The sequence below is a fragment of the Terriglobales bacterium genome, from assembly GCA_035937135.1.
In the GTDB taxonomy this organism is placed as follows: Bacteria; Acidobacteriota; Terriglobia; order Terriglobales; family Acidobacteriaceae; genus DASYVL01.
Genome location: DASYVL010000121.1, coordinates 1 through 26,800, shown reverse-complemented (window position 1 = coordinate 26,800; position 26,800 = coordinate 1). Strand labels below are relative to the sequence as shown.

The following is a 26,800-nucleotide window of genomic DNA, read 5'->3' as shown; positions in this document are numbered from 1 at the left end:
CCTCGCGCCGCCGAAAACGCTGCACCTTCTCGGGCGCTGCCTTCCGCTTTAGGCGGACGGGGATCGTGCGGTCGGCGACGGTATCGGGTAGCGTGCCGAGGCCCGCGAGGGCTTTCGGACAGAAAACCTTGAAATCCTTGTAAGTGATGTTCGCTCCCTGCACCACGGACATGGACGCTACCCCTCCGCGCCGATGACCAGCGTTGAGCAATCCGCGCAAAGCCTCGGCGTATTCCTTCTCCCCTTTGAAAGCAGCGTCCGACTCGTCCAGCAGAAGGGTTGGCGATTCCTCGTCAATCTTCCGCTTGAGTACCGAGGCCGTAGCGGAGCAGGTGAACCAGGGCTTGTTCACCAAGAGTTCCAGCACTTCCAGCAGCCTGGTTTTCCCCGATTGTTTCTCGGCGGAGCGGATGGCGAGGTAGGCCGTGGCCTCGGCAGCGTCGAAGGCGTGCGTGTGCGCCACCCAGAGAGCGCACAAATCGGCCTGGGCGAGCGTTAGCGACACGAAGCGACGAATGAATCCGCTCACCTCGACCAGCAGGGATGCTGCCTCCGAAGCGTCGTCTGGCGGTGGCGGGCTCATTTGGCCTCCGCGAGGAACCGGGCGACTTCGTCAGGGTGGAACAGGAGCCTGCGGCATATACGGAGTGGCCTTAGCTTGCCCTCGCGGACCCGCTTGCGGATTGTGTGTGGGGAAACCCGCAGGGCCTCGGCCAACTCGACCAGGCTCAGGAGCTGGGGGATGGCGGTGCTGGTCACTTGGCCCTCTGACGCAGCCGCGCCCGGACTGCCTGAGCCGGGATGCGCCACTTGCCGTCCTGTTTCCTGGCCGCAGTCAGCCGCCCGGAGTAAAGGAGGCGATAGACCGCATCAACCGTGACGCCCAGCTTGCGGGCGGTTTTGCTGACACTCATCGTCTGCATGGAAACTCTCCTTGCCAACTACCACTATTAGATGATAGGCTGAGGGCATCTTTAGGTCAATGACTTTAGTGAGCTAAAGCAATGGTCAGACCAGGCACACGCGGCAAGTCCTCAAGCACGCTGTGGAGCTTCCGGCGGGAGCTTGACGCCTGTAGTCCTGGGACCCTCGATGTGATGGAGCTTTGCCTCAGGACGGACCCACGCATTCTGAACGCGGCCATGGAGAAGGACCTCTCCCGTAAGCGGAAGGGCCTCATCTTTGAGCTGGCGAACATGCATGAGGAGGGCTTGGGCCGATTCCAAAAACACTTCGGTTCCCTGTTTCGGCAGGAGCCGGATGTGCTTCTGCGGAACGCACGGCGCGACTTGCGTCGTGTGTGGCTCCATTCGACACCAGTACGCGAGAAACAACGAGTGGTGGACGCTTGGCTAAAGGCAGGAGTAGCGAGGCTGGAGAACGACGGCATACTGGCCCCACTCGCAGTTGGCCGAGTCATCCTCGACCCAAGAAGCTTCCCGATGCAGCTTGTCGCAGGGATTCTTGAGAACTGGCGTCGGTTTAGGACCTGCGGAAATCCGCAGTGTCCGGCACCCTATTTCCTGGCGAAGAGAGAGACTCAGAGGTATTGCGAGCGTGGGGAGTGCACGGCGTACGCTCAGCAGCAGTACGCGCTGAAATGGTGGGATAAGGAAGGCTGGAAGAGGCGGGCAGCGAAAGCAGCCAAAAGCAGAAAGAGGAGAAGCAGACATGGCACTCGTAAAAAGAGGTAGGACGTGGCACACGCAGTTCTGGGTGGACGGGCAGCGCTTCCGGCAGTCCCTCCACACTGGCGACTGGAGGGAAGCCCAGGCGGAGGAGAAAAGGCTGATAGCGCAAGCCGAGCAGGGCAAGCTGGCCGCGACCAGCCAGCAGTTCTCACGGCTTCCCTTCTCCGAAGCTCTAGCCCGCTACCTGGCGGACCGGGCTGCGCGTGTGGGCGCGAGAAGCCAGCGGTCGGAAGCTGACCACGCGAAACCGTTGCGCCTGCATTTCCGCCAGAACCGGGTGAGGCAGATCACTACAGAGGGAATCCTTGCCTACATCCGCCAGCGCAAGGCCGGCGGGCTTTCCAATACGACCGTCAACATGGAGATCGGAATCCTGCGGCGCGTCCTCAAGCGGGCGAAACGCTGGCACCTGGTAGCGGACGACATTCGCACACTGCCGGAGCGCCGGGACATCGGGCGGGCGCTCGGTCGGGACGAAAAACTGCGGCTTCTGAAAGTAGCCGCCAGCCGCCCCGAATGGCAAACCGCTCACTGGGCTGCCGTGATTGTCCTGAATACGACCATGAGGGGATGCGAGGTCCGCGAGTTGCGCTGGCGAGATATTGACCTGATGGGTTGCACCCTGACGGTGAGGCGCTCTAAAACGCTGGCGGGGGAGCGGGTGATTCCGCTGAATCAGGACGCACTGGCGGCGATCCTGGCCCTGCGCGACCGCTCCAAGCGGTTATTCGGGGAGACGCTGTCTCCCGACTGGTACGTCCTTCCGCACGCCGAGGGCTACTCCAAGCCCGACCCAACCAAACCCATGTCGGGTTGGCGCTCCGCCTGGCGCAAGCTGACCAAGGAAGCCGGGCTGCCGGGCCTGCGCTTCCACGACCTGCGGCACCACGCCATCACCGAGCTGGCCGAGTCGCAGACGAGCGACCAGACGACCATGAGCATCGCTGGGCACGTCTCGCCCCGGATGCTTGCCCACTACTCCCACGTGCGCCTGGAGGCCAAGCGCAAGGCACTGGACGGCCTTTCTAGCAGACGGTTGGACGTGGGGAAAGAGGGGGGTCTAGGGGGTAGTTACGACACAAATCACGACACAAATCCGGCACCAGGCGACCTACCAGCACCGGAAGCCATTGAAAGGAATGGCGGGGACGACGGGACTCGAACCCGCGACCTCTGCCGTGACAGGGCAGCGTTCTAACCAACTGAACTACGTCCCCGCTGATTTGTCCCGCGGGTGCGGGACGGGAAAGCGGATTCCTGGCGAAACAACTGGTGGGCAGTGAAGGACTCGAACCTTCGGCCTCCTGCTTGTAAGGCAGGCGCTCTAACCAGCTGAGCTAACCGCCCCACAGGAGCCAAACTCGTCTCCCAAGTTCCGAGTATACGTGAGCCTCGAAATCCGGGCAAACCTGCGCGGGTTCTCTCAGTTTACTTCCCGAGCCCGCCGGAGATGCGGTAAAACATTGCATCCGGGAGCGCTCGGGAACATCCAACCCAGGGTACAGAGGCAGAGCGGCGAATGAAGATCGGAATCACCTGTTATCCCACCTATGGCGGCTCGGGCGTTGTGGCCACGGAGCTGGGCCTGGAGCTGGCGCAGCGCGGCCACGAGATCCACTTCATTTCCTACTCGCAGCCCATCCGCCTGAACACGCCCCAGCCCAATATCTATTTCCACGAGGTGGACGTCTCGATGTACCCGCTCTTCGAGTTTCCGCCCTACGACCTGGCGCTGGCCACCCGCATGGCGGAGGTAGCCGAACTCTACCGCCTCGACCTGCTGCACGTGCACTACGCCATCCCGCACTCGGTGAGCGCGCTTTTGGCTCGCCAGATGCTCGCTGCGGCCTCCGGGACACGGCGCCGCCGGCTGCCCTACGTCACCACGCTGCACGGCACGGACATCACCCTGGTGGGCGCGGATCCCTCCTACCTGCCCATCACCCGCTTCTCCATCGAGCAGAGCGACGGCGTGACCGCCATCTCCCACTACCTGCGCGAGCGGACCCTCAAGGAGTTCGACATCAAGAATCCCATCCAGGTGATCCACAATTTCGTGAACTGCAGCATCTATCGCCGCGACGAGGGCGCCGCCGAGCGCCGCAAGGAATACTCTCCCAACGGCGAGCGCGTCCTCGTCCACCTGTCGAACTTCCGGCCGGTCAAGCGCCTGCAGGACGTGGTGGAGGTCTTCGACCGCGTGCGGAAGGAGATTCCTTCGCGGCTGCTGCTGATCGGCGACGGCCCCGAACGCTCGACCGCCGAGTGGCTGGTGCGCCGCAAAGGACTTCAGGAGCGCGTGCTCTTTCTGGGAAAGCAAGACCGTGTGCAGGAGAAGCTGGCGGTCACCGACCTGATGCTTTTGCCCAGCGAACTCGAGTCCTTCGGCCTGGCGGCGCTCGAAGCCATGGCCTGCGAGGTTCCCTGCGTCGCCACGCGAGTGGGCGGCCTGCCCGAGGTCATCGAGGACGGAAAAACCGGCTTCCTGGCTGAGGTCGGAGACGTCGATACCATGACGCGCCAGGCGCTCGACATCCTCAGCGACGAGCAGCGCCTGCGTGAAATGGGACGGCGCGCGCGCCAGGCGGCCGAGGAGCGCTTTGCCGCCTCGCGCATCATTCCCCAGTATGAGGATTTCTACCGCTGCGTGCTGGAGCGGGCCTCGTAAAGCACAGCGGCCGCCGACTCCGACTTGGCTCCGGCCTCGGTCTGCACCAGCGGCAGCTCCAAGGTAATGCGAGTTCCCTCGCCGTCGCGGCTTCCGCTGGACATCTTGGCTGCGTCGCCATAGAGGACGTGGAGCCGCTCGGCCACATTGGCCATGCCGATGCCGGTGCTGGAGGAATCGTCTGCGGGTTGCGCCCCCGCCTCCGCCATGCCCACGCCGTCGTCCTCCACCTGGATCACCAGCTTGCCGTCGGCCATATGGCTGCGCAGGGTGATGGAGCCGCCGTCGAGCTTGGGGGCGAGCCCGTGCTTGATGGAGTTCTCCACCAGCGGCTGCAGCACCATGCTGGGAACCAGAAGGTCGAGCGTCGCCGGATCGAGCTCCTTGAGGACCCGCAGCTTCTCGCGGCCGAAGCGCACCACCTCGATGTCCAGGTAGTCGTCGATGAATTCCACCTCTTCACGCAGTTGGATGAAGGCCTCGTGCTGGCGCAGCAGCCGCCGCAGGATGCTGGCCAACTTCACCACCAGCTCACGGGCGGCGTCCGGATCGAAGCGCACCAGGGAGGCGATGGAGTTCAGCGTGTTGAACAGGAAGTGCGGGTTGATCTGGGTCTGCAGCGCCTCCATGCGCGCCTGCAGCAGCAGCCGCTCCTGCTCCTCCAGCTTCAGTTCGATGCGGGTGTTGTTCCAGATCTTCAGCGGGATGGCCACCACCGCCACGCCCGCGGCCCAAAAGGCGAAGAACACCAGCGCATCCGTGACCATGTTATGCGTCCAGGGCGGAAAGCCCATGTAGAAGACCCGGCCCGGAAGCGCCCCGCCGACCAGGATGTGGACGTACTGCAGCGCCAGGATCAGGGCGAAGAAGGCGGTCTGCCACTCCATGCGCCGCCGCTGCACGTTGCGCTTGAGCCAGCGATAGATGCTCAGGTCAATGAAGGGCGAGAACGACCAGATGTCCTCATGGTCGCGGGCCAGCGTGCGCAGCCATCCCGCGGCCACGCCCGCCCCGACGTTCATGGGAAGAGTGGCGAACTCGCCGTGGATCATCGCCGGGATGGCTACCAGGGCGCCGCCGACTCCGCCGGTCACGCGTCCGCCGATCACCCCCAGCAGGATGGCGCACTCATATCCCAGATCGGCGGCCAGGAAGTTCTTCACCGACAGGCGCACCACCACGCCCAGCGCGAGCGGCACTACCAGGAACAAAGCCATGTGCAGCTTCTGCGCCAGCGTCCGCTCCTCGCGGAAGAGCAGAGACTTGAAGTAGCGGGAGCGCACCACGGCGCTCGCCACCGCGGCGGCCACGCCCAGCTTCACCAACAGCGTGATGAGGATGAGACGTTGATCCACAGCTCGAAACCAATCGTACTGTAGCACGTCCACGCGAGCCGAAGCAGGCGGCCGGCGCGCATATAATGGTGGCGTGAAAGCTTCCCCGAAAGTCCGCAAGGTGGCCGAGGCCGACTTCCCCACGCGCTGGGGAGCATTCCGCATCTTTGGTTTCGAGGGCAGCTCGTCGAGCGACGGACAACCGTCGGCGGAGACGCTGGTCGCGTTGGTGATGGGCGACGTCCACTCCCGCCCGCCGCTGGTGCGCGTACACTCGCAGTGCCTCACCGGCGACGTCTTCGGCTCGCTGCGCTGCGATTGCCGCCAGCAACTGGAGATGGCGCTGAGCATGATCGCCGCCGAGGGCGCCGGGGTCCTGATCTATGAGCAGCAGGAAGGACGCGGCATCGGTCTGGCCGCCAAGCTCAAAGCCTACGAACTGCAGGACGCCGGCATGGACACCGTCGAAGCCAACGAGAAGCTGGGCTTCAAGGCCGACCAGCGTGAGTTCGAACTGCCCGCCGAAGTACTGAAGGCACTCAAGCTCAGCGAGGTGCGCCTGCTCTCCAACAATCCCCAGAAGGTAACGGCACTCGAGCGCGCCGGAGTCAAGGTTGTGGAGCGCGTTTCTTGCGAGGTCGAGCCCCACGCCCGCTCGCGTGCATATATGAAGACCAAGAAGGAAAAGCTCGGCCACCTCATCGGCAATCGCTGAGGCTGCCGCTACCCGTTTTTGAGGACTTGCGCGACCGCGCGACGGTTTCGCGCAGGAAGATTGCGCAGCGCGGAGCGCGCCAGCGCCACATAGATCTCTCGCGCGCCTGGAACTGCTTTCAGCGCCTTCAAGTGGCGGCGGATCGTGCTCACATCCCCCCTTGCAAGAGGGCCGCTAAATGCCTTACCAGCAGATGCTTCCAGGTAGTTGCTGAAGGTTTTCTTCACGATGGGCAGCATCACGTCGCGACGCATGTGCGCGGGCACCCCGGCCGCCGCCGCGACCCGCTCCCCCATCGCCAATGTGGCGATCACCATGGGCGAGGAGAACGATCCGAAGGCGTGGTAGAGGGGTTTGTTGCGTTTGGAGATGGTGAAGACCCTAGCTTTGAGGTCGAGCACGATGCGCCGGGCCAGGCGGACCGCTTCCCGGTCTCCCTCGACCGCGAAGGGGACCTCGGCCATGCGCACCCGCACGCCGGGGACGAAGGTCATCATGGGATGGAGCGAACCCACCGACGCTCCGAGGCGCCTCAGCGGCGCCAGCTCGTCGCTGGAGAGCGCTCCGCTCGAGTGCAGCACGATTTTCCCCTTCCAGCTTCCCTCTCGACTGAGAGCTTGCGCGCAGGGCCGGATGGCGTCGTCGCTCACGCACAGCCAGAGAATGTCGGACCCAGTCGCCGCGCCCAGCACCGCAGACCGGGCGCCGACTCGGCGGGCCAGGGTCCGCGCCTTCTTGCGGGAAGACGCCCGGTCGCGCGAGAGGATGTGGCGGATACGGTATCCCGCGGCGACCAGCGCCGGGGCCAAAGCGTTGGCCAGATTTCCCGCTCCTACAATCGTGATGACCGGCTTGCGCGCCACGCCGCGCAGGATAACAGAAAGCGCTTGGCCACCGCCGCCCGTTACGCAATAGAATCTCGAGGTGGCAAACAAGAAGAAAGCGCGCGTTCTTCGCTCCAAGGTTCTGTTTCGCGGTCCGCTCTTCCGCGTGACCTCGGAGACGGTGATTGAGCCCGGCGGAATCACCGTGCGGCGCGACGTAGTCCGTCATCCAGGTTCTGTGGTGGTTCTGGCTGTGGCCGACGGCGCGCACGGATCTTCCGTCCTGCTGGAGCGCCAGTACCGCCATGCGGCCAAAGACTTCCTGTGGGAGCTGCCCGCCGGCCGCATCGACGACGGCGAAACGGCGCTCGCTGCCGGGCGCCGCGAACTTCTGGAAGAAACCGGATACACCGCGCGCCGCTGGAAGCGCGCCCTCGTCTTCTACTCCAGCCCCGGCTTCCTGGACGAGACCATGACCGTCTATCTGGCGCGAGGACTGAAGGCGGGTCGCGCCCGACCGGAGGCCGACGAATTCATTTCTACGCGACTCTTCCCTCTTGCCACCGCCGTGCGCATGGCTACGCGCGGAACCATCCGCGATGGAAAGACGCTAGCCGCGCTGTTCTGGTTCGCTCGTGTGAAAGGCCGCGGGCGGCGGTAGAATTACCACTTGCCTGCACGACCCACCTCGCCCGTGGACAATAAGAGCATCGCCACGATCCTGTACGAGACCGCCGACCTCATGGAGATCCAGGGCGAGGACTCCTTCCGCATCCGCTCCTACCGCCGCGCCGCCGAGGCCATCGAGAGTCTCCCGCAGCCCGTGGCAGAGCTGGTCACCGACCGCAAGGCCCTGCTCGAGATCCCCGGCATCGGCAAGGGCATGGCCGCAAACCTGGAAGAGATATTCAAGAAGGGCAAGCTACAGGTGCACTCAGATCTGCTCAAGAAGTACAAGCCCAGCATTCTGGAGTTGATGAAGATCCAGGGCATGGGCCCCAAGACGCTGGCTCTGATCTGGGACGCCTTCCAGATCTCGGACGTTGCCGGGGTCGAAAAGCTGGCGCGCGAGGGCAAGCTGCGCGACCTGCCCCGCATGAGCGAAAAGACGGAGCAGAAGCTGCTCAAGGCCATCGAGAACTACCGGCGGGTCTCCGGGCGCTTCCGGCTGGACCAGGCCGCCGAGCTGGCGCAGAAGCTGACGGAGCATTTAAGCGGCGTAGCGGGGGTGGAGAAGATCACGCCCGCCGGCTCGCTGCGCCGCGGGCGGGAGACCGTCGGCGACCTCGACCTGCTGGTCACGGGCAAGGCTTCCACCAACGCCAAGCAGCGCGAAGCGCTCATCAAGAAGATCCTGGCCTTCCCTGGCATCTCGGAGGTCCTGGCAAAAGGCGAGAACAAGGTCAGCTTCAAGCTGCACGGCGGCATGCAGGTGGACATCCGGCTCCTCTCGCCGGAATCTTTCGGCGCGGCGCTGATGTACTTCACCGGCTCCAAATCGCACAACGTCGCCTTGCGCCAGCGCGCTCTGACGATGGGGTACACGCTGAACGAATACGCGCTGGCCCGGGTGAAAGACGAGAAGCGCGTCGCCGGCACAACCGAAGAAGAGATCTACCGCAAGCTTGGCCTCGACTACATCCCGCCGGAGATGCGCGAGAGCCAGGGTGAGATCGAGGCCGCCGAGGAGCACACGCTGCCCGCCCTCATCTCAGAGAGCGACATCCGAGGCGACGTCCACATGCACACCACGACCACCGACGGCCGCAACACCATCGAGGAGATGGCCGAAGCCGCGCGCGCCCGCGGCTACCAGTACATCGCCATCACCGACCACTCCAAGAACCTGGCGATGGCCAATGGCCTGGACGACAAGCGCGCGGTTGAGCACATCCACAAGATCCGCACCGCTGACGAGAAGTCGGACGGAATCAAGATTCTCGCCGGCATCGAGGTGGACATTCTGGCCGAGGGCGAGCTCGATCTTTCCGATTCCGTGCTCGAGCAGATGGACGTCGTGGTGGCCAGCGTCCACTCGCACTTCCAGCAGGAACCGGCGCAGATGACGGACCGGTTGCTGCGGGTGGTCTCCAATCCCAACACCTCCATCCTCGGACACCCCACCGGACGCCTGCTCCTGCGCCGCGAGGCCTACGGCTTCGACTTGCAGGCGGTACTGAAGGCGGCCGCGCAGCACGGCGTGGCGATGGAGTTGAACGCCTTCCCTGATCGCCTCGACCTGCGCGACGTTCACCTGCGCATGGCCAAGGCGCAGGGCGTCAAAGTGGTCATCAACACCGACTCACATCACACCTCGCATCTGGAGAACATGCGCTACGGCATCCTGCAGGCGCGCCGGGCCTGGCTCACGCCCGCGGACGTCCTGAACACGCTTTCGCTCCAACGATTCGCCGCCGCCATGAAACGGCGCTAGCATAGGGAGACCCCATATGGCCGAGAACGCGCCCCAGGCTCCGCCGCCCGACGCCGGGCACATCCCCATGACCGAGGAGATGGACGGCGCCCGCTGGACCCTGCCTCCCATCGTGCCGCTGTTGATCGCTGCTGCCGCCGTCGCTTTGATCGCCGGCGGATACTACTGGTTGGGGAAGGCCAAGCCGGTCTCGTCGGGCGCCATCCGCGAAGTGGTGGCCGCGGAGCAGCCGGACAAGGCCAGCGTCATGGTGCTGGTCCGGCTGGTGGTGGAGAACAAGGGAGAAAAACCATTCTGGGTGCGCGCCACCCGGGTCAGCCTCAAGACCAGCCAGGGGGAGTGGACCGACGAGGCGGCCTCCGCTGTAGATCATGACCGCTACTTCCAGGCCTTCCCGGAGCTGGCCGCGCACCGCGGCCCGGCGCTCCCGGCGGAGACCCGGATCCCGGCAGGCACGAACCAGGAGGGGATGGTGATTGTCAGCTTCCCCGTGACCAAGCAGGCCTTCGACCAGCGGCAGTCGCTCACCGTCACCGTGGATGCCTACGACCAGCCTTCGTTAATCCTCAAGCAGTGAGAAGCGGCCACCGTCGAGGTGGCCGTCTGGGTCTTCCCAAATCTCCAGCTACTGCGAGGGACCCGGCGCACTCTTGGGAGTGCTGAGATAGCCGGTCACCTTGTTCTTCTCCACCGTGAACACCACCACCTCAAAGAGCCGGCGGTCGCGCCCCGTGTAGAACTGCAGTGGCTCCATCATGGTCTTGTCCTTCTTCTCGATGGTGCGGTCGTCGGCCAGTACGTTGAACGTGAACTTGCTCTTCTTCTGGTCCGCCTTCTTCAGCTGCAGGCTGATGGTGGAGAGGAGGGTGGGGCTGGCGCCCTTGAGCAGCGTGAACTCGAAGTAGTTGCGCTCGCCGCGCCGCCGGAGGACTTCCAGGTCCTCGCGAGTGCGCGCGATCAGCCCACTCTGCATTCCCAGGTCGCCGATGGTGCGCTCCAGCTTGGCCTTGGTCGCCTCCAGCTCGGTGCGGGTGGTGGCCACGTCAGTCTTGACGCCGCCTACGTCCGACTTGACCCCCGCTACTTCCCCGCTCACCTCGCCGATGGCCTTCTGCTGCTTAACCGTGATGCGCGTCTCCGCGGCTTTCTGCTGACGCTGCAGTTCCGCCGTGCGGGCGGCCAGGTCTTTCTCCGTCATCCCCAGCTTGGTGCCCAGGGCCTCCGTAGTCGCCAGCAGACGCTCGTTCATTTTCTCCTGTTTCGCCGCTTCCGCCGCTGCCACCTCCTGCTTCGCCTCCGTCCTCGAGATGCGCCCATGCATGTCGAACATGGCGTACAGGGAACCCAGCACGTACAGCCCGGCAATGGCCAGGAGCACGTTGCGCATCATGCCTCCGCCCCCTGAAGAAGGCGGAGCTTCCTTCATTTCCTGTTCTTCCGGCATAAATCTCCTTTAGAAGTGCCAACGCCACTCCCAGGCAGTCTTTCAGCACCGCTGTGGGGTGTCAATGACCTGGGGTAGGGTTCCACCGTCACTTGCTGCTTTGCGCGTGTGCGCTTTTCGCTCGCTGTGGCTTGGGCGCGGCCCGATGCCGAGGTTCGGGGTAGTGCGCGGCGGCGGCTCCGCTCGAGGGCCAGTGGATCTCCATGCCGTTGAGGAAGGTGTGTTTGTGGGAAAGCGTGGCAGCGGCAGCGGCCAGCCGGTTGTACTCCGCCATCTCCGACCTGGAATAGGTGACGTGCAGGTAGCGGCGGCCGTTCTCTTCCGTCCATTCGGAGTAGGAGGGCTGGCGCTGGGCAAGCGCGCGGGCGCGCTCGAAGCCCAGGGAGTCTTCGAAATCGATGAGCACGGTCAGCCCATCGAATCCCAACATGAGGCCGCACCGGGCGCAGCGGGTGTAGGGAGCGACCGACAGTGCGCAGCGAGGACATTTCGCCATATCTAAATCCTCCACTGGAGCGATTAGAGCATTGTTCGATTTAAAATCGCAAGATGGAAATTCGCCGTGAATCCCCGAAAACATCCCGGCCTGCGAACCCCGCGGGAACTTTGCCGGGATTCTTTTACAATACGGGCTGTGAAGAGCTCGGACGCAATCGTGCTCGGCGCCGGGATCATCGGCGTCTCCATAGCCCGCGAACTGCGCAAGCAGGGTATGGAGGTGCTGCTGGTGGAGCGCGGCGAGCCCGGGCGCGAAGCTTCCTTCGCCGCCGCCGGCATGCTGGCTCCCTATTCGGCGGACACGCCCGACACCCTCTGGCGCTTCGCCGAAGCCAGTGCCCGGCTCTATCCTGGCTTCGTGAAGGAAGTGGAGAGCGACTCCGGGATGCAGGTCGACCTCCGCTCCCAGGGGACCATCGCCTTCCTCGAGTCGCAGGAAGAACTGCTCTCCCTGCCCTGCCTGCCGGAATTGGGCGCCTCCCAGATGGCCGATCTGGAGCCCGGCCTCTCCGCTCCCAATGGTCGCGCGTTCTTTCTGGAAGAGCGCAGCGTGGATGCCCGCGCCCTGATGGCGGCCTCAGTGGAAGCGGCCCGGGTCCGCCGCATCCAGCTCCTCTCGGGAGCACCTGTGACGGGGGTTGAGCGCACAGACGGGCGAGCCCTGGAGGTGAAGACCGAGCGCGACCGCCTGCTGGCGCCCATCGTGGTGAACTGCGCCGGCGCCTGGGCGGGGCAGTTCCCGCCTCACAAGTTCCCCACGCGCCCGGTGAAAGGACAGATGCTTGCAGTATCGGCGCCGGAGGATCTGCGGCTTCGCCACGTGGTGCGCACGCCGGCGGTGTACATGGTGCCGCGCTCCGACGGCAGGATCCTGATCGGCGCCACCCAAGAGGAGGCGGGATTCGACCGCACCGTTGACCCCAAGGCCATCGAGCAGCTCCACCAGGCCGCCGCCCGCCTCCTTCCGGCTCTGGGCTCAGCCCGCGTGCTGGAGAGCTGGTCCGGGCTGCGGCCTGGCACCCCGGACGCGCTCCCCATCATGGGGCCCACCGCCACTCCCGGCTACTTCGTGGCCGCCGGGCACTTCCGCAACGGCTTCTTGCTGGCGCCGCTCACCGCGCAAGCTATGGCCTCGGTGATCCGCGGGTCCGAGCCTTCGGTGGACATCACCCGCTTCTCGCCTTCGAGGTTCGAGCGCTGATGGCGTCGGTGGCAGCCATCCGTGAGCACTACGACTCCATGGCGCTCATCTACCGCGCCTTCTGGGGCGACCACATTCACCACGGCCTGTTCCCCAAAGGCGACGAGACTCCAGAAGAAGCGCAAGAGAAGCTTCTGGACTATTGCGTCTCGGCACTTCGCAACCAACCCGGCTCTCGCGTACTGGATGTGGGCTGCGGACATGGCGGCACCGCGGTGCATTTGGCCCACCGCTTCGGTTGTCGCGTCTTGGGGCTGACGCTTAGCGAGAAGCAGGCTGGAATCGCCCGCGGGAACGCCCACCGCGCCGGGGTCGAAAGTCTGGTCGAGTTCCTGGTGGAGGATGCGGAATCGTTCCCCTTCCCCGCTGAGGGATTCGACTTGGTCTGGACCATGGAGTCCTCGGAGCACTTCACTGACAAGTCCCGCTACTTCCGGAACGTCGCGCATGCGCTCCGCCCCGGCGGCGAGATGTTGCTGGCGGCCTGGACCGGTTCCATGCAACGGCCTCTAGTGCGCAAGGTCGCGGAGGCTTTCTTGTGCCCGCAGTTGCAAACGGCCGAAGCCTATGGCGGTCAAATCGAGGAAGCCGGTATGCGGGTGGAGCTTCAGACGGATTTAACACCTCAAGTCCGTCGCACCTGGGAGATTTGCCACGACCGCGCCCGTGCGGCCAGTGCCGTCCTGCCGCTGCTTCCTAGAGCGGTCCGGGCATTCGTGGAGGGGATTGAGGTCATCCGCGAGGCTTACCAGACAGGGGATCTGAGCTATTCCGTCCTGGTTGCGCGGAAGTGAGCGGCTTTCCCGTGTATACTGAACTTTTGTTGAGCATCAACCGTAAGTTTGTCTAGCTGCAATCTGTACCACTCACAAACAGGAGACCCCGGGACTAATGCCCAATGCTGCCGTCGCCTATGCCCAGCAAAACCAGCAGCGCTTCCTCAGCGAGCTGAAGGACCTGCTGCGGATCCCCAGCATCAGCACCCTGCCCGAGCATAAAGAAGACGTTCGCCGGGCTGCGCAGTTCGTCGCCGATGAGATGAAGCGCATCGGCCTGGAGCATGTCGAGATCATCCCCACCCAGGGCCATCCCCTGGTGTACGCGGACTGGTTGCACGCGGCGGGCAAGCCTACCGTCCTCTTCTACGGCCATTACGACGTGCAGCCCCCGGATCCGGTGGAGGAGTGGAAGTCCCCGCCCTTCGAGCCCACCGAGCGCAACCAGAACATCTACGCCCGCGGCGCGGTGGACGACAAGGGGCAGATGTACATGCACCTGAAGGCCATCGAGTCCCTGATGAAGACCGGCGGCAACCACCTGCCCGTCAACGTGCGCATGATCATCGAGGGCGAAGAGGAAGTGGGCGGAGAATCCATCTCCCGCTTCGTGCGCGAGCACTCGGCGCGGCTGAAGGCGGATGTCGCCCTCATCTCCGACACCGAGCTGTTCGCTCCCGATCTGCCCACCCTGTGCGTCGGACTGCGCGGCATGGTGTACACCGAGCTCGAGGCGGTTGGGGCGATGACCGACCTGCACTCCGGGATCTACGGCGGCGCCGCGCCCAATCCCATGGAGGCGCTGGCCCGCATCATTTCCAAGCTCAAGGACGACAAGGGAAAGATCCTCATCCCCGGCTTCTATCAGGATGTCAGCAAGCCCACCCCCGCGGAGCTGAAGGCCTGGAGGTCGCTGCCCTTCAACGAGGAGCGCTACCGCAAGACCGAGGTAGGATCCTCGGTGCTGACCGGCGAGTCCGGTTACTCGGTGTTGGAGCGCACCTGGGCGCGGCCCACGCTGGAGGTCCACGGCATGCCCGGCGGCTTTATCGGCGCCGGCGGCAAGACCGTCATCCCCGCCCGTGCGGCGGCCAAAATCTCCATGCGGCTGGTGCCGGACCAGCGACCCGACAAGATCTTCAAGCAGTACTGCAAGTTCGTGAACAAGCTGGTGCCCAAGGGCATCCACATCAAGATCAAGCAGTTCAGCGTCGCCGACCCCATCGTGGTCAAGACCAACAATCCCTTTGTGAAGGCCTCCACCGAAGCCATGAAGGAGGTCTTTCACAAGGAGACGGTGTACATCCGCTCCGGCGGCTCCATCCCCATCGTCGCTGACTTCGAGAAGCACCTGAAGATTCCCAGCGTGATGATGGGCTTCGGCCTGCCCGACGACAATCTGCACGCTCCCAACGAGAAGTTCCACATCCCCAACTTTTACCGCGGAATCGAATCCATCATCCTCTTCCTGCAGCGGGTGGGCGGGAACCATCAGGCCTGAGCCCGGAGAATCTGCGGCTCGCCGGTTGCATCCGCCCCGGAATCGCGCTAGACTTCTTTCAGCTCTAGCGGTTCCCTGCCACCCCTGTCACACCCATCCAAGTGAGCTGTCGCTGTGTCTGCACGACGGGTACGACATAAAGAAGTCCGAGCCCAAGACCTACTACATCTTGTGTTTTTGGACTTGACCGCCCGTAAGCTTCACCGCTACAGTAGGCCAAACCTGCGTCCACGTGCGGGTGCGGCGAGCTCCCTGAGGAGATAAGTTGCTCAAGCTCAAGAAGCTGGAGATTCTGGGGTTCAAATCGTTCTGCGACCGCACGGAAGTGAAGTTCTTTGGCGAAGGCATTGCCGCCATCGTGGGACCGAACGGCTGCGGCAAGTCCAACATCGCGGACGCCATTGCCTGGGTGCTGGGCGAGCAGTCGGCCAAGACCCTGCGCGGTTCGCGCATGGAAGATGTCATCTTCGCCGGCACGCGTGACCGCAATCCCACCGGCATGGCCGAGGTTTCCCTCACCCTCATCGACCCTGAGGCCTACGCCGGCCCCTTGAACCATCTCACCGCCGAACCGGAGATCGACATCCGCGACGACAGGCCGGCCGACGACTGGGACGAAGCCGCCGTTCGCGCCACCGCCGCCGCCGAGACCGACCGCGTCTCCCAGGACTTCCAACCCGGCGTCCTGGAAGGAGAGGAAGCAGAAGAGAGCCCCGAGGCAGACGCCGCAAACCCGGAGGTGATGCTCAGGGTCCGCCGCCGCAACCTGAAAGTGACCGGCCTGGAGGCCGGGCAGATCGTGGTCACGCGCCGCCTGTTCCGCTCCGGACAGAGCGAGTACCTGCTCAACGGCAAGCTCTGCCGCCTGCGCGACATTCAGGAGATCTTCCTGGGTACGGGCCTGGGACCGGAGTCCTACGCCATCATCGAGCAAGGCCGCATCGGCCAGATCCTGAGCAGCCGCCCGCACGACCGCCGCGCCATCATCGAAGAGGCGGCGGGTATCACCAAGTTCAAGACCAAGAAGCGGCTGGCCGAAGCCCGCCTGGAGCAGGCGCGGCTGAACCTGGCGCGCATCAACGACATCTTCGAAGAAATCACCCGCCAGATGAACTCGCTGAAGCGCCAGGCCTCCAAGGCCGAGCGCTATGCCCGCTTCCGCGACGAGATGCGCGCCAAGCTGCGCGTGGTGTTGGCCAGCAAGTTCGTCCATTTCAACCAGGAAGACACGCGCCTGCAGGCGGAACTGGCCGCACTCGGGGAGGAACTCCGGCTTCAGACAGAAGCGGTGCAGCAGCGCGAGCAGCAGCAGAGCGAGCTCACGCAGCGCGGCTATGCCATCGAGAACGAGGTGGCCGCCAGCCGGGAACGCGCGAGCGCCATCGTGCTGGAATCCGATCGCGCCGCGGCGCAACAGCGGCACAACCAGGAACGTTGTGCGGAGCTGGACACGCGCTCCACGGTTGCCCGGTTCGATTTGGAGCTGGCGCGGACCCAACACGCAGCCCTGGAATCGGAACGTGCGGCGAACCAGAGCGTGCTCGACTCGGCGGCGGCGGACGTCTCTGCCGCGCAAGCCGAGGAGGAGCGCTGCCAGCAGGAAGCGGCCGCGGCTACCGAGCGGCTGGCGGAGCTTGAGCAGAGCCAGGAGCAGCGCCGTCTGGAGACCCTGCAGGCGATCGCTTCCGCCTCCGAGATCCGCAACCAGGCCGCCCAGGCGGAGGAGCACCTGGCCGCCCTGGAGCGCGAATCCCGGCGCTCGCAGCAGGAGCGATCGGCGGCGAATTCTGAGATGGAAGCCTTTGGCAGCCGGCGCGGTCAACTGGCGCTCGAGTTCGAGTCGGCCTCGCAGAAGGTGTCCGCGCTCGCTTTCCAGATCGCCGATTCCCGCCAGCGACTCCAGGAGAAGCGCGCCGCCGAAGCTGAGGCCAAGCAGCAACTGGACGGCTTGCACGCCTCCTACGCCAACCTGCTGGGGCGCAGGAACTCCCTGGACGCGGTCATCACCGAGCACGGCTACTCCACCGAGTCGGTCAAACGGCTCTTGCAGCCGGGGGGCCTGGGCAAGAGCTTCAAGCCCATCGGCGTGCTGGCGGACTTTGTGGAAGTGGACGGCCAGTACGAGCGCGTGGTGGAAGACTTCCTGCGCGACGAGCTCAACTACATCGTGGTCAAGTCCTGGGACTCCGCCGACGAGGGCCTGCGCCTGCTGCGCACCGACGTGGACGGCCGCGCCACCTTCCTGGTGCATCCCCAGGATTCCCAGGCCAAGTTCTCCTTCGTGGCCGAGGAATCGGCGCATCCGGTGACCCCCCGCAAGACCATCGTTCCCCTCAAGAACTGCATCCGCGTGCTCAACGGCTTCGGCAAGTCGCTGGAGGTCATCCTCCCCAAGCTGCGCGAGGGATACATCACGACCGACCCCAAGGTGGCGCGCGACCTGGCGCTGGAGAATCCCGACGCCTTCTTCCTTGCCTCCTCGGGCGAGTGCTTCCACAACGTGACCGTGACCGGGGGCAAGCAGCGCTCGGAAGGGCCGCTCTCGCTCAAGCGCGAGCTGCGCGAAGTGGCCCGGCAGTTGGAGGAGACCGAACGCGAGGTGCGGGAGCAGGAAGCGCGGGTGGGCACGCTGGGCAAGGAGATCATCGCGCTCACTTCCCTGCTCGACCGGGTGGAGGAGGAGAAGCGCGAGGACGAGAAGCGCGCCATGACCTCCGGCCACAGCCTGCAGCAACTGGAGTCTGAACTCGACCGCAGCCGGCAGCGCTCGGAGACCTGCCGGCAGGAGCTGGAGCGAATCCAGACGGAGCGCAAGGAACTCGAGGGGCGACTGGCACAACAGCGCGAGACCCTCGCCGCCTTCGAGCGCCGCCGCGTGCAACTCGAGCAGGAGGCTGCGGCCGCGCAGGAAAGCGGCATCGCACTCAAGCAGGCGCGCGAGGCCGCCGTCCAGACCGCCGCCGAAGGCAGCGTCCGGCTCGCGACCCTGGAAGAACGGTGCATCGCGGCCGCAGCCGCCTTCGAGCGCATCCAGTCCCTGGTGTCCGAGCTAGCTGGCCGCATGGAGGCGCTGGCCGCAAACCTACAAGCCTTCGCCGAAGAGCGTCACCAGCGGGAGACGGAGAACGTGCAACTCGCCCAGCAACTGATCTCGCTGGTGGCGGAGCGCGAGACTGCCGAAGCCCGCTCCACCCAGTTGCGCGCCGAGTCCGAGCAGGCCCGCGCCCAGCGCGAGGCGCTGGAGCAGGAGCTGCGCGCCGCGCGCCAGTCCCTGGACCAGGTGCGCGACCGCAAGGGCGAACTGGGCGTCCTAGCCGCCCGCCTGACCTCCGACCGCAACCATCTGGCGGAGACCTGCCAGAACGAGCTGGGCCTGCTGCCCGAGCAACTGCTGGCCGACGCTTCCGTCCTCGTGGTCACGGGCGAGCAGCTCACCGCCGAGGATGCCTCCTATCACGAGATGCGCTCACGGCTGGAGGCTATGGGCCCGGTCAACATGATGGCTCTGGAGGAGTACAACGAGACGGTGCAGCGCCACGCCTTCCTCGAAGGCCAACGCAAAGACCTGCTGGAGTCCATCGCCAACACGCAGAACACCATTCGCGAGATCGATACCGTCTCCCGCCAGCTTTTCCAGGAGGCCTTCGAGCGAATCAACGAGAACTTCCAGATGACCTTCCGCAAGCTCTTCGGCGGCGGGCAGGGCTTCATGCGGCTCACCGACGAGGAGAACAGCACGGAGAGCGGAATCGACGTGGTGGCCTCCCCGCCGGGCAAGAAGCTGCAGAACGTGCTCCTGCTCTCGGGGGGCGAGAAGGCGCTCACGGCGCTGGCGCTGCTGGTGGGCATTTTCCAGTACCAACCCAGCCCCTTCTGTCTGCTGGATGAGGTGGACGCGCCGCTGGACGAGACCAACATCGGGCGTTTCCTCGACTTGGTGAGGGAGATGAGCGAGCAGACGCAGTTCGTGCTCATCACCCACAGCAAGAAGACCATGGGGGCGGCCCCGCTGATGTACGGCGTCACCATGCAGGAGCCCGGCGTCTCCAAACTGGTGGCGGTGAAGTTCGGGGAGCCGGCGCCGGCTACCGCACGCGCCTGATTTTCCACACGCGGGTGCGCCCAAGACGCCCGCCAGACGGGCATTTCAGGCCAGCCGCGATTCTGTCAACCCTTTTTAAACAAAGACGCAGCGGCAAAATTCTGCCCACGCTTCGCGCTGCGTTGACAAAACAGTCGCGGCGATTAGAATACGCCCCTGATTTTCTTCCGAGACTTTTTACACCCTTGACACTTCAAACCTCACCCCCTGTTGTGCTGCACACCGACTTTCCCGGCCTGCCGCTGCACGCCAGCGGCAAGGTCCGCGACCTCTACCGGCTGAACGGCACCCTGCTGTTCGTGGCTACCGATCGCATCTCGGCTTTCGACTACGTCCTGGCCACCGGCATCCCGTACAAAGGCAAGGTCCTGACCCAGCTTTCGCTTTTCTGGTTCGATTTTTTGAAAGACCTGGTCCACAACCACCTCATCACAGCGGACGTGGCGCGGTATCCGGCGGAGTTGAGCCCTTACGCCGACGACCTGCGCGGCCGCTCCATGCTGGTGACCCGAGCCGAGATGGTTCCCATCGAGTGCGTAGTGCGCGGATACATCTCCGGCTCGGCCTGGAAGGAGTACCGCGAACGCGGCTCCGTGTGCGGCATCCCCCTGCCCGCCGGTCTGCGGGAGTCTCAGCGCCTGCCCGAGGCGCTGTTCACCCCCGCCATCAAGGCAACCAGCGGGCATGACGAGAACATCTCCTTCGAGGAAATGGTCAAGCGCGCCGGGCCCGAGCTGAGCGAGCAGTTGCGCGAGGTCAGCGTGCGCATCTACACCGCGGCCGCGGAATACGCCGCCAAGCGGGGCATCCTGATCGCCGACACCAAGTTCGAGTTTGGCCGGACGGCCGCCGGGCTGGTGCTGGCCGACGAGGTGCTCACGCCGGATTCCTCCCGCTTCTGGCCGGCCGACACCTATGAGCCCGGCCGCAGCCAGGATTCGTTCGACAAGCAGTACGTACGCGACTATTTGGAGCAGATCCGCTGGAACAAGCAGCCACCGGCTCCGGCGCTTCCCGAGGAGGTGGCTCGTCGGACCAGCGGGAAGTATGTGGAAGCCTTCCGCCGCGTCACCGGGCGGGAGCTCGAAACCTAAGGACGCGCAGCGCGGGCGCGGTGTCCCGCCGGCATGAGGACGAACTTGACCGCTCTGGATTGGCTGATCCTGTTCATCGTGGCAGCGTCCGTGCTGCTGGCGCTATCGCAGGGAATCATCGTGGAGCTGTTTTCCCTGGGCGGCGCCGTGGTCGGCCTGGTGGGAGCGGCCTGGGGCTACCCAGTGCTCACGCCCCTGTTCCAGAGCTTCGTGAAGCTGACGCCGCTGGCCCAGCTTCTCAGCTTTTTGACGATTTTCTTCGTGCTGTTCCTGGCCATGGGAGTGACCGGGCGCTTGCTCAGTCGTGCTGCCAAAGAGACCGGGATGCGCTGGGCGGACCGTTTGCTGGGTGCCGGCTTCGGCTTGGTGCGCGGCATCGTGGTAGCCGCAGTCCTGGTTCTGGCGTTTGCGACCTTTTACCCGGAGTCCAGGACCGTTTCGGGCTCCGCTCTCGGCTACCACCTGCTGGGAGTGGCGCGCGTCACCTCCTGGCTCGCGCCCTCCGAGGTGCGCGAGCGCTTCCACCAGGGCGCGTCGCAGTTGCGCAAAGGGCCGCAGGATCCCAGGGCGGGCGGGGACGAAGGAAAGAAACCATAGGACCGAACACAGCTTTCATGAAGGAAAGAGGAACCCGTGAAAGACCAATTGGAGACGCTGGTCCACCAGATGTACGAGAGTGGAATTCTTTATTCTGAGGCGGTGCGCGAGTTCAAGAAGCGGTTCCTGCTGACCGTCCTGCAGGAGAACCAGGGCAACCAGTGCCGGGCCGCGCGGCAGCTGGGGATGCACCGCAACACGCTCAGCCGCACCATCAGTGAACTGAAGCTGGACATCCGCGCGGTTCGCAGCGGGGCCCGTCGTCCCCCGCGCAGCGCCCGCCCTATGGCCGTGGAGAAAAAGGCGGCGCGCTGAACGCGTTCCGCCGCGGCGGCCCCCCCGGCAACGCAAAAGGGCAGCGACCCTACGCTGCCCTTCCCTTTTCCCCTCTCGGATTCGAACGCCGTTCTATCCCCTGCCGTTCCTCTTGGGCGCGGCCTGGCGCAACACGCCCTTGCTCATCTTCATCACAAATGGCTTGGGCGCGTACGAAGCCGGAACCGCCAGGATCTGGATTTCCGCCCCTGCCCGCGGCACCAGCCGCAGAGGCAGCGGCGCAGACATGGTCACCTCCACGTCCGGCTGCTTCAGCTCGATGGCGTCCACGGTCGCGGCAATCAGTAGCGTGGTGCGTGTTGCGCTGATCACCCGGCCCGCGAACTCCACGCTCTGTCCCTTGATCGCGCTCCACACTTTGTCCGCCACCGGGGGTTCCCCGGCGCCCAGGACCAACTCCCATTCCGCGAAGCTCATCTGCTTGGGGTCCTTGGAGTCCACCAGCGCCTTGGCCTGATCGGCCAGAGTCGGGGCGGGAGTGATGGTGAAGCCCTCCGGGGGAAGCGGCGTATCCTTGGCCCGGGTGACCAGGGCGTCCCATCCGTCCATGGCGCCGTGGTACTTGCCATAGTAGTACTTCCCGAACTTGACCACGTCGGCGTTGCTGCTGCTGAGATTGACCGCGCGGGCCACGTAGAATAATCCCAGGGGATTGATGGGGTTTTGCTGCAGATAGGCGACCCCCAGGTAGTAGACGTCATAAAACTGGGTGGGATCGGCCTGCACCGTCAGCTGCAGGTACTTGGCAGCCTCCGGCCAATTTTTCTTTTGCAGCTCCCCGAAGCCGATGGCGGCATTGAAGACAAGACCGTACTGCCGCTTGAGCTTGTCCCAGTCCGGGTCGCTCATGCCCTCAGGCTTGGCTGCGGTGGACAGGGTCTTCAGGCCCCGCTGTCCCATGTCTTCCGCGTCGGCTGCGTTCTTTGCGGTGTCCTGCCCGGCGAGGGCCGCTTGGCGCTTGTTGTAGGCCATCACGGCCAAGCCGCGCAGGTTGTTGGGACTGACCTCTAGCAGGCGACCCACAGTCTCGAGCGCCTTGGCCGCATCGCCCGTCTGCTGGTAAGCCGTCATCAGATGCTCCAGCGCGTCCTCCTTGACCACGCTATTGGGATAGCGTTGCAGGAAGTCGATCAGCCCGCTGATCTTCGCCTGCGGGTCGGTTTGCTGGGTGGCGCCAACGTAGGAGTTGTACTCCGCCGGGTCCTTGATCTCTTTCTTCGGCGCGGGGGCCGCCTGGGCCGCCGCCGGCACCGGCACCGCCAGGGCGATGGCGGTAAGCGCGATCAGCATCGTCAGTAAGAACTTCCTCATTCGGTCACTCCTTGGTAGATCGGGAGAATAGCGCTGACAGGGTTCCCGGCGCCGCTTCCCCAGTCCCTGGGAGCCGCCCGGCCTCTGCATCTTACCGGCGGCTGGGACGCACTGGACGCCAACGCCGGCTCCATAGCAGAATCCCGGATTATAAGAACCTATCCGCCCGAAGGCAAGCTGCGGTCATCCTCTGGTACATAGGATGCTAGCTGGAGCCGGAACGGAGGGTTTCGGCGTCGTTATAAATTGCAGGGGGGCTGGGCAACCTTTCACACGGAGGCGGAAGATGGCGACGCAAACGGATCAACCCTTGGAGGGCAAGGTGGCGGTCGTGACCGGCGGAGGCCGGGGCATCGGGGCGGCGGTGGCCCGCAAACTTGCCGCCATGGGCGCTTCCACCGTCCTCTGCGGCCGCACCCTCTCTCCTCTGAAGCAGACGGCGGAAGGGATCGTTGGGAGCGGCGGTCAGTGCGAGGCGGTGGAATGTGATGTCTGCCATCTGCCCGCGGTGGAAGCGCTGGCCCTCCGCGTACAACAGACCTTTGGGCGCGTGGACGTCCTGGTCAACAACGCCGGCATCGGCGGCTTCGGCGGCCCGCTGCACGAGATGCCCCCGGAGCAATGGGACGCGGTGCTCAACACCAACCTGCGCGGCGTGTATTACTGCATCCGGGCGTTTGCCCCGATGATGATGCAGGCGCGCAGCGGCCACATCGTGAACATCTCCTCTCTCGCCGGCAAGAATGCTCTTCCCGGCGGCGCGGCATACGCCGCCTCCAAGTGGGGATTGAATGGGCTCACCTATTCGGTGGCGGAGGAGCTGCGGGGACATAACATCCGCGTGGCTGTGGTCTGCCCGGGCTCCGTGGACACCGAGCTCACCCCGCACGCGGGCAAGGACCCCGGCAAGATGCTCCAGCCGGACGACGTGGCCCACGTTGTGGCCATGCTGGTGACGCAGGCGCCGCAGGCGTTTGCCAGCGAGGTCCTCCTGCGCCCCACCCAGAAACCCTGAACCGCGCCGCGCAAGGGCGCTCCCCGGCCGCATGGAACGCGGTTTTTCCGGATCGGCTACTCTTGCGCTGGTTTGTAAAACCCTGAGCCGGATGCTAGCATGAAGAATGAAGTTTGTCTTAGGAGGTTCTATGTCGGAGAAGGACAACAGCAATAGTCTGGTTTGGTTCCTGGCTGGCCTTGGTGCCGGCGCGCTCATCGGAGTGCTCTATGCGCCCCGCTCAGGGCGCGAGACGCGTCAGGCGCTGCGCGACAAGGCCGAAGAGGGTCGCGATTACGTCATCACCCGCGGCCGCGCGGCCAAGGAACAGGCGCAGCAGTGGGCGGAGAAGGGCCGCGACGCCCTGGGCAAGCACAAGGAATCGCTGAGCACCGCGATCGACGCCGGAGTGCAGGCGTACCGCGAAGCCACCAGCGAAGGCTCGAAGTCGAAGGTCTAGGGACTTCAGCCGTCACGGCGGAGCAAAGCGGATGGACCAAGCCACGCAGACATTGCTGACCAGCTTTATCGTGGTGACGGCCATCGCCGTGGTTGTCCAAATGGGTGTGCTGATCGCGCTCTTTCTGAGCGTGCGCAAGACCGGCGCCCGGGTGGAACGCCTGGCGGATGCGCTGGAGAGCCGCGCCGTCCCCACCTTGGAGGCGGCGCACGCCGTCCTCACCGATTCCCGGGGACGGATCACGGAAATCGTCTCCAACCTGTTCGCCGTCAGCTCCAGCCTGCGCTCGCAGGTGGACCGCTTCGATTCCACCTTCAGTGACGCTATGAATCGCACCCGGCGGCAGGTGATCCGCGCCGACGACCTGGTCAGCCGCACCATCGACCACGTGGAAGAAACCACGGAAATCCTGCACGAGGGCGTGATCGGCCCCGTGCGCCGGGTGGCCGGACTGGTGCAGGGCCTGACCGTGGGCATCGACACCTTCTTCAAACTGACCCGCAAGTTTCCCCGGCGCGAGCACGCTCCGGTCTCGCAGGACGAGGAACTGTTTATCTAACCCGGTTTCAAAAACAGAAAGGGCAGCGCTCAGCGCTGCCCTTTTGCGTTTTTGCAGAGGAAATCAGGCGATCCAGCCGCCGCCCACCACTAGGTCGCCTTCGTAGAAAACTACCGCCTGCCCTGGGGTGATGGCGCGCTGCGGCTGGTCGAAGGTCACCAGCGCCTCGGCCTCGCCCGCAGGCTCGACCGTGGCCGCCGCCGGCTCGTGGCGATGGCGAATCTTGGCCTGCACCCGCATCGGCGCTTCCAACTTCTCCACGGAGATCCAGTTCAGGTCGCGGGCGCGCAGGGTGCGGGAATAAAGTTCATGGTCGCCTCCCACCACCACCTGGCGCGCGTCGCCGCGGATCTGGAGAACGTAGAGCGGCGAGCCGGTGGCCACGCCCAGTCCCTTGCGCTGGCCCACGGTGAAGTTCTGAACGCCGGCGTGCTCTCCCAGCACTTCCCCGTCGGCGGTCACCAGCTCTCCGGCCGTCTCGGTGGGCGCTTCGCCCTGCTCGGCCAGGTAGGCGGCGATGAACCGCTTGTAGTCTCCGCCGGGGACGAAGCAGATCTCCTGCGAGTCCGGCTTCTCGGCCAGCGCCAGGCCGTGCTGGCGCGCGACCTCGCGCACCTCCTCCTTGCGCATCTCTCCCAGCGGGAAGCGGGTGCGCGCGAGCTGCTCCTGGGTGAGGCCGAACAGGAAATAGCTCTGATCGCGGGAGCGGTCCACGGCGCGCTTCAGCAGCCAGCGACTGCGCCCGGAATCGAACTCCACCCGCGCGTAGTGGCCGGTGGCCACGGACTCGGCGCCGATCTGCCGCGCCGTCACCAGCAACTGGTCGAACTTGATGTGGTTGTTGCACAGGCTGCAGGGAATGGGCGTCCGCCCGGAGAGATACTCCTGGACGAAGGGACGCACCACGTCGCGCTCGAAGCGCTCCTCGTGGTTGACCACGTAGTAGGGGATGCCCAGGGTCTCGGCCACGCGCCGGGCGTCGTAGACGTCGTCCAGCGAGCAGCAGCGCCCCTGTACCGCCTCCGGCATGCCGGGATGCCCCGCCAGGCGGCGCTGGTTCCAGAGCTGCATGGTCAGCCCCACCAGCGGGTGCCCCTCGGCGCGCAGCATGGCCGCGACGGCCGAGGAATCCACCCCGCCCGACATGGCTACGGCGATCATGCCGCTTCCAGTCATCTTGAGGTCTGCTTCCAATAGATTTATTCCGGCTTGCCGATGGTTCGCATGGGCACTGCCCGTCTCTTGTACACCGGCGAAAGTTCGCGCAGACGAGCTACCGTCTCCGGCAGGACGGTCAAGGCGAAGTCCACGTCCTCGGTCGTGTTCTGCTTGCCCAGGCTGAAGCGCAGGCTGGCGCGGGCGCGCTCCGGACGCAGTCCCATGGCGGTGAGCACGTGCGAGGGCTCGATGGCGCCCGAGGAGCAGGCGGCGCCGGTGGAGATGGCCAGCCCCTTGAGGTCGAGCGCGATGACCATGGCCTCGCCCTCGATGAAATCGAAATAGATGTTGGTGGTGGCGGGGACGCGGGGCGCGCCGGCGCCGTTCACGCCGGTGGACTCAATCTCGCCCAGCACCCTGCTCTCCAGCCGGTCCCGTAGCCCGGCCAGCCGCTCGGCGTCGCCGTGCGCCAGCGAGGCCATCGCCAGCTCCGCCGCCTTGCCCAGCCCGATGATGCCGGGGACGTTCTCCGTCCCCGCCCGCCGCGAGCGCTCGTGGTTCCCGCCGTAAAAGAGCGGATGGATCAGCGTCCCCTTGCGCACAAACAGCGCGCCCGTCCCTTGCGGGGCGTGCATCTTGTGTCCGGAGATGGAGAGCAGGTCGCAGCCGATTTGGTGGACGTCGATTGGCGCCTTGCCCGCCGCCTGCACAGCGTCCGTGTGGAAATAGACGTCGGCTTCGGCGGCGATCCTTCCGATCTCTTTCACCGGCTGCAGCACGCCAGTCTCGTTGTTGGCCATCATCACCGAGATCAGCTTGGTATTCGGCCGCAGCGCCCGCCGGACGTCCTCGGGATCCACTCGCCCCTGGCCGTCCACGGGAACGTAGGTGACCTCGCAACCCATCTCCTCCAGCCGCTTGCAGGAGTTCAGCACCGCGTGGTGCTCGATGGTCGAGGTGACCACGTGGTCGCCCTTCTCCACCAGACCGAAAAGCGCGAGGTTGTCCGCCTCCGTGCCTCCGCTGGTGAAGACGACCTCGGCGGCGCGGCAGCCGAGCAGTTCCGCCACTGACTCGCGCGCGCGCTCCACCGCCGCCCGCGT

At 65.1% G+C, this 26,800-nt stretch carries 25 protein-coding genes and 2 tRNA genes; 16 read left to right on the top strand and 11 right to left on the bottom strand.

What is annotated here, in order from left to right; genetic code table 11:
* Both VGQ94_07280 and VGQ94_07275 read right to left on the bottom strand, forming a co-directional pair.
* The coding region (locus VGQ94_07280; protein ID HEV2022316.1) for a hypothetical protein at nt 1–583 on the bottom strand (583 nt) is incomplete at its 3' end.
* Between the two features lie 172 nt (nt 584–755).
* Nucleotides 756–923 (bottom strand): helix-turn-helix domain-containing protein, encoded by a 168-nt coding sequence (locus tag VGQ94_07275; GenBank protein HEV2022315.1) that lies wholly within the window; start codon nt 921–923, stop codon nt 756–758.
* A gap of 219 nt (nt 924–1,142) precedes the next feature.
* On the opposite strand from VGQ94_07275, the gene VGQ94_07270 reads away from it, so the two are divergent.
* On the top strand, nt 1,143–1,694 hold the full coding sequence (locus VGQ94_07270) for a hypothetical protein (GenBank protein HEV2022314.1): 552 nt from the start codon (nt 1,143–1,145) through the stop codon (nt 1,692–1,694).
* 1,137 nt (nt 1,695–2,831) lie between these two features.
* On the opposite strand, the gene VGQ94_07265 is transcribed toward VGQ94_07270, so the two are convergent.
* Together VGQ94_07265 and VGQ94_07260 are read right to left on the bottom strand one after the other, a co-directional pair.
* Nucleotides 2,832–2,908, bottom strand: a tRNA-Asp gene (locus VGQ94_07265).
* A gap of 53 nt (nt 2,909–2,961) precedes the next feature.
* Nucleotides 2,962–3,038 (bottom strand) — tRNA-Val (locus tag VGQ94_07260).
* A gap of 172 nt (nt 3,039–3,210) precedes the next feature.
* On the opposite strand from VGQ94_07260, the gene bshA reads away from it, so the two are divergent.
* The gene (bshA, locus tag VGQ94_07255; GenBank protein ID HEV2022313.1) at nt 3,211–4,359 is read left to right on the top strand and encodes an N-acetyl-alpha-D-glucosaminyl L-malate synthase BshA; all 1,149 of its coding nucleotides are present in this window, start codon (nt 3,211–3,213) and stop codon (nt 4,357–4,359) included.
* Here the strand turns inward: bshA and VGQ94_07250 are convergent.
* Entirely contained in the window at nt 4,329–5,714 is a 1,386-nt protein-coding gene (locus VGQ94_07250) for a histidine kinase (GenBank protein HEV2022312.1), read from the bottom strand. The two genes, bshA and VGQ94_07250, sit on opposite strands and share 31 nt — an antisense overlap.
* A 73-nt stretch (nt 5,715–5,787) precedes the next feature.
* Between VGQ94_07250 and ribA the strand changes: the two genes are divergently transcribed.
* Nucleotides 5,788–6,408: a GTP cyclohydrolase II gene (gene ribA, locus VGQ94_07245; protein HEV2022311.1), complete on the top strand. Its 621-nt coding sequence runs from the start codon at nt 5,788–5,790 to the stop codon at nt 6,406–6,408.
* A gap of 8 nt (nt 6,409–6,416) precedes the next feature.
* Here ribA and VGQ94_07240 read toward each other — a convergent pair whose 3' ends face one another.
* On the bottom strand, nt 6,417–7,271 hold the full coding sequence (locus tag VGQ94_07240; GenBank protein HEV2022310.1) for a Rossmann-like and DUF2520 domain-containing protein: 855 nt from the start codon (nt 7,269–7,271) through the stop codon (nt 6,417–6,419).
* 61 nt (nt 7,272–7,332) lie between these two features.
* On the opposite strand from VGQ94_07240, the gene VGQ94_07235 reads away from it, so the two are divergent.
* The 3 genes from VGQ94_07235 to VGQ94_07225 are packed head-to-tail and all read left to right on the top strand — an operon-like array spanning nt 7,333 to nt 10,243.
* The gene (locus VGQ94_07235) at nt 7,333–7,893 is read left to right on the top strand and encodes an NUDIX hydrolase (protein HEV2022309.1); all 561 of its coding nucleotides are present in this window, start codon (nt 7,333–7,335) and stop codon (nt 7,891–7,893) included.
* 9 nt (nt 7,894–7,902) lie between these two features.
* Nucleotides 7,903–9,666, top strand: coding sequence for a DNA polymerase/3'-5' exonuclease PolX (gene polX / locus VGQ94_07230; protein ID HEV2022308.1), 1,764 nt, complete (start codon nt 7,903–7,905; stop codon nt 9,664–9,666).
* 16 nt (nt 9,667–9,682) lie between these two features.
* Nucleotides 9,683–10,243, top strand: a complete 561-nt coding sequence (locus tag VGQ94_07225; GenBank protein HEV2022307.1) for a hypothetical protein — start codon at nt 9,683–9,685, stop codon at nt 10,241–10,243.
* 48 nt (nt 10,244–10,291) lie between these two features.
* Here VGQ94_07225 and VGQ94_07220 read toward each other — a convergent pair whose 3' ends face one another.
* Entirely contained in the window at nt 10,292–11,053 is a 762-nt protein-coding gene (locus VGQ94_07220) for a hypothetical protein (protein HEV2022306.1), read from the bottom strand.
* Between the two features lie 145 nt (nt 11,054–11,198).
* Nucleotides 11,199–11,606: a hypothetical protein gene (locus VGQ94_07215; GenBank protein ID HEV2022305.1), complete on the bottom strand. Its 408-nt coding sequence runs from the start codon at nt 11,604–11,606 to the stop codon at nt 11,199–11,201.
* 138 nt (nt 11,607–11,744) lie between these two features.
* On the opposite strand from VGQ94_07215, the gene thiO reads away from it, so the two are divergent.
* The 7 genes from thiO to VGQ94_07180 all read left to right on the top strand — a co-directional run bounded on the left by thiO (nt 11,745) and on the right by VGQ94_07180 (nt 21,194).
* Nucleotides 11,745–12,809 carry a glycine oxidase ThiO gene (gene thiO, locus VGQ94_07210; GenBank protein ID HEV2022304.1) on the top strand — a complete coding sequence of 355 codons (1,065 nt, stop codon included), beginning with the start codon at nt 11,745–11,747 and terminating at the stop codon, nt 12,807–12,809.
* Nucleotides 12,809–13,603, top strand: coding sequence for a class I SAM-dependent methyltransferase (locus VGQ94_07205; GenBank protein HEV2022303.1), 795 nt, complete (start codon nt 12,809–12,811; stop codon nt 13,601–13,603). Before thiO ends, VGQ94_07205 begins: the two co-directional genes overlap by 1 nt.
* A 97-nt stretch (nt 13,604–13,700) precedes the next feature.
* Complete coding sequence (locus VGQ94_07200; GenBank protein HEV2022302.1) at nt 13,701–15,086, top strand: dipeptidase; 1,386 nt, start codon at nt 13,701–13,703, stop codon at nt 15,084–15,086.
* 265 nt (nt 15,087–15,351) lie between these two features.
* Nucleotides 15,352–19,188: a chromosome segregation protein SMC gene (gene smc, locus VGQ94_07195; GenBank protein HEV2022301.1), complete on the top strand. Its 3,837-nt coding sequence runs from the start codon at nt 15,352–15,354 to the stop codon at nt 19,186–19,188.
* Nucleotides 19,189–19,373: 185 nt separating this feature from the next.
* On the top strand, nt 19,374–20,282 hold the full coding sequence (locus tag VGQ94_07190; GenBank protein HEV2022300.1) for a phosphoribosylaminoimidazolesuccinocarboxamide synthase: 909 nt from the start codon (nt 19,374–19,376) through the stop codon (nt 20,280–20,282).
* Between the two features lie 45 nt (nt 20,283–20,327).
* Nucleotides 20,328–20,879 (top strand): CvpA family protein, encoded by a 552-nt coding sequence (locus VGQ94_07185; protein ID HEV2022299.1) that lies wholly within the window; start codon nt 20,328–20,330, stop codon nt 20,877–20,879.
* 36 nt (nt 20,880–20,915) lie between these two features.
* Nucleotides 20,916–21,194, top strand: a complete 279-nt coding sequence (locus tag VGQ94_07180) for a helix-turn-helix domain-containing protein (GenBank protein ID HEV2022298.1) — start codon at nt 20,916–20,918, stop codon at nt 21,192–21,194.
* A 93-nt stretch (nt 21,195–21,287) separates the two neighbouring features.
* On the opposite strand, the gene VGQ94_07175 is transcribed toward VGQ94_07180, so the two are convergent.
* Nucleotides 21,288–22,526 (bottom strand): hypothetical protein, encoded by a 1,239-nt coding sequence (locus tag VGQ94_07175; protein HEV2022297.1) that lies wholly within the window; start codon nt 22,524–22,526, stop codon nt 21,288–21,290.
* A 286-nt stretch (nt 22,527–22,812) separates the two neighbouring features.
* Here VGQ94_07175 and VGQ94_07170 point away from each other — a divergent pair, with 286 nt between their 5' ends.
* The 3 genes from VGQ94_07170 to VGQ94_07160 all read left to right on the top strand — a co-directional run bounded on the left by VGQ94_07170 (nt 22,813) and on the right by VGQ94_07160 (nt 24,539).
* Nucleotides 22,813–23,541, top strand: a complete 729-nt coding sequence (locus VGQ94_07170) for an SDR family oxidoreductase (GenBank protein ID HEV2022296.1) — start codon at nt 22,813–22,815, stop codon at nt 23,539–23,541.
* Nucleotides 23,542–23,671: 130 nt separating this feature from the next.
* A complete protein-coding gene (locus VGQ94_07165; protein ID HEV2022295.1) occupies nt 23,672–23,980 on the top strand; it encodes a YtxH domain-containing protein in 309 nt (102 codons plus the stop codon).
* Nucleotides 23,981–24,011: 31 nt separating this feature from the next.
* Complete coding sequence (locus VGQ94_07160; protein HEV2022294.1) at nt 24,012–24,539, top strand: hypothetical protein; 528 nt, start codon at nt 24,012–24,014, stop codon at nt 24,537–24,539.
* Nucleotides 24,540–24,602: 63 nt separating this feature from the next.
* Here the strand turns inward: VGQ94_07160 and mnmA are convergent, their stop codons facing one another.
* Nucleotides 24,603–25,715, bottom strand: coding sequence for a tRNA 2-thiouridine(34) synthase MnmA (gene mnmA / locus VGQ94_07155; protein ID HEV2022293.1), 1,113 nt, complete (start codon nt 25,713–25,715; stop codon nt 24,603–24,605).
* Nucleotides 25,716–25,738: 23 nt separating this feature from the next.
* The coding region (locus tag VGQ94_07150; protein ID HEV2022292.1) for a cysteine desulfurase family protein at nt 25,739–26,800 on the bottom strand (1,062 nt) is incomplete at its 5' end.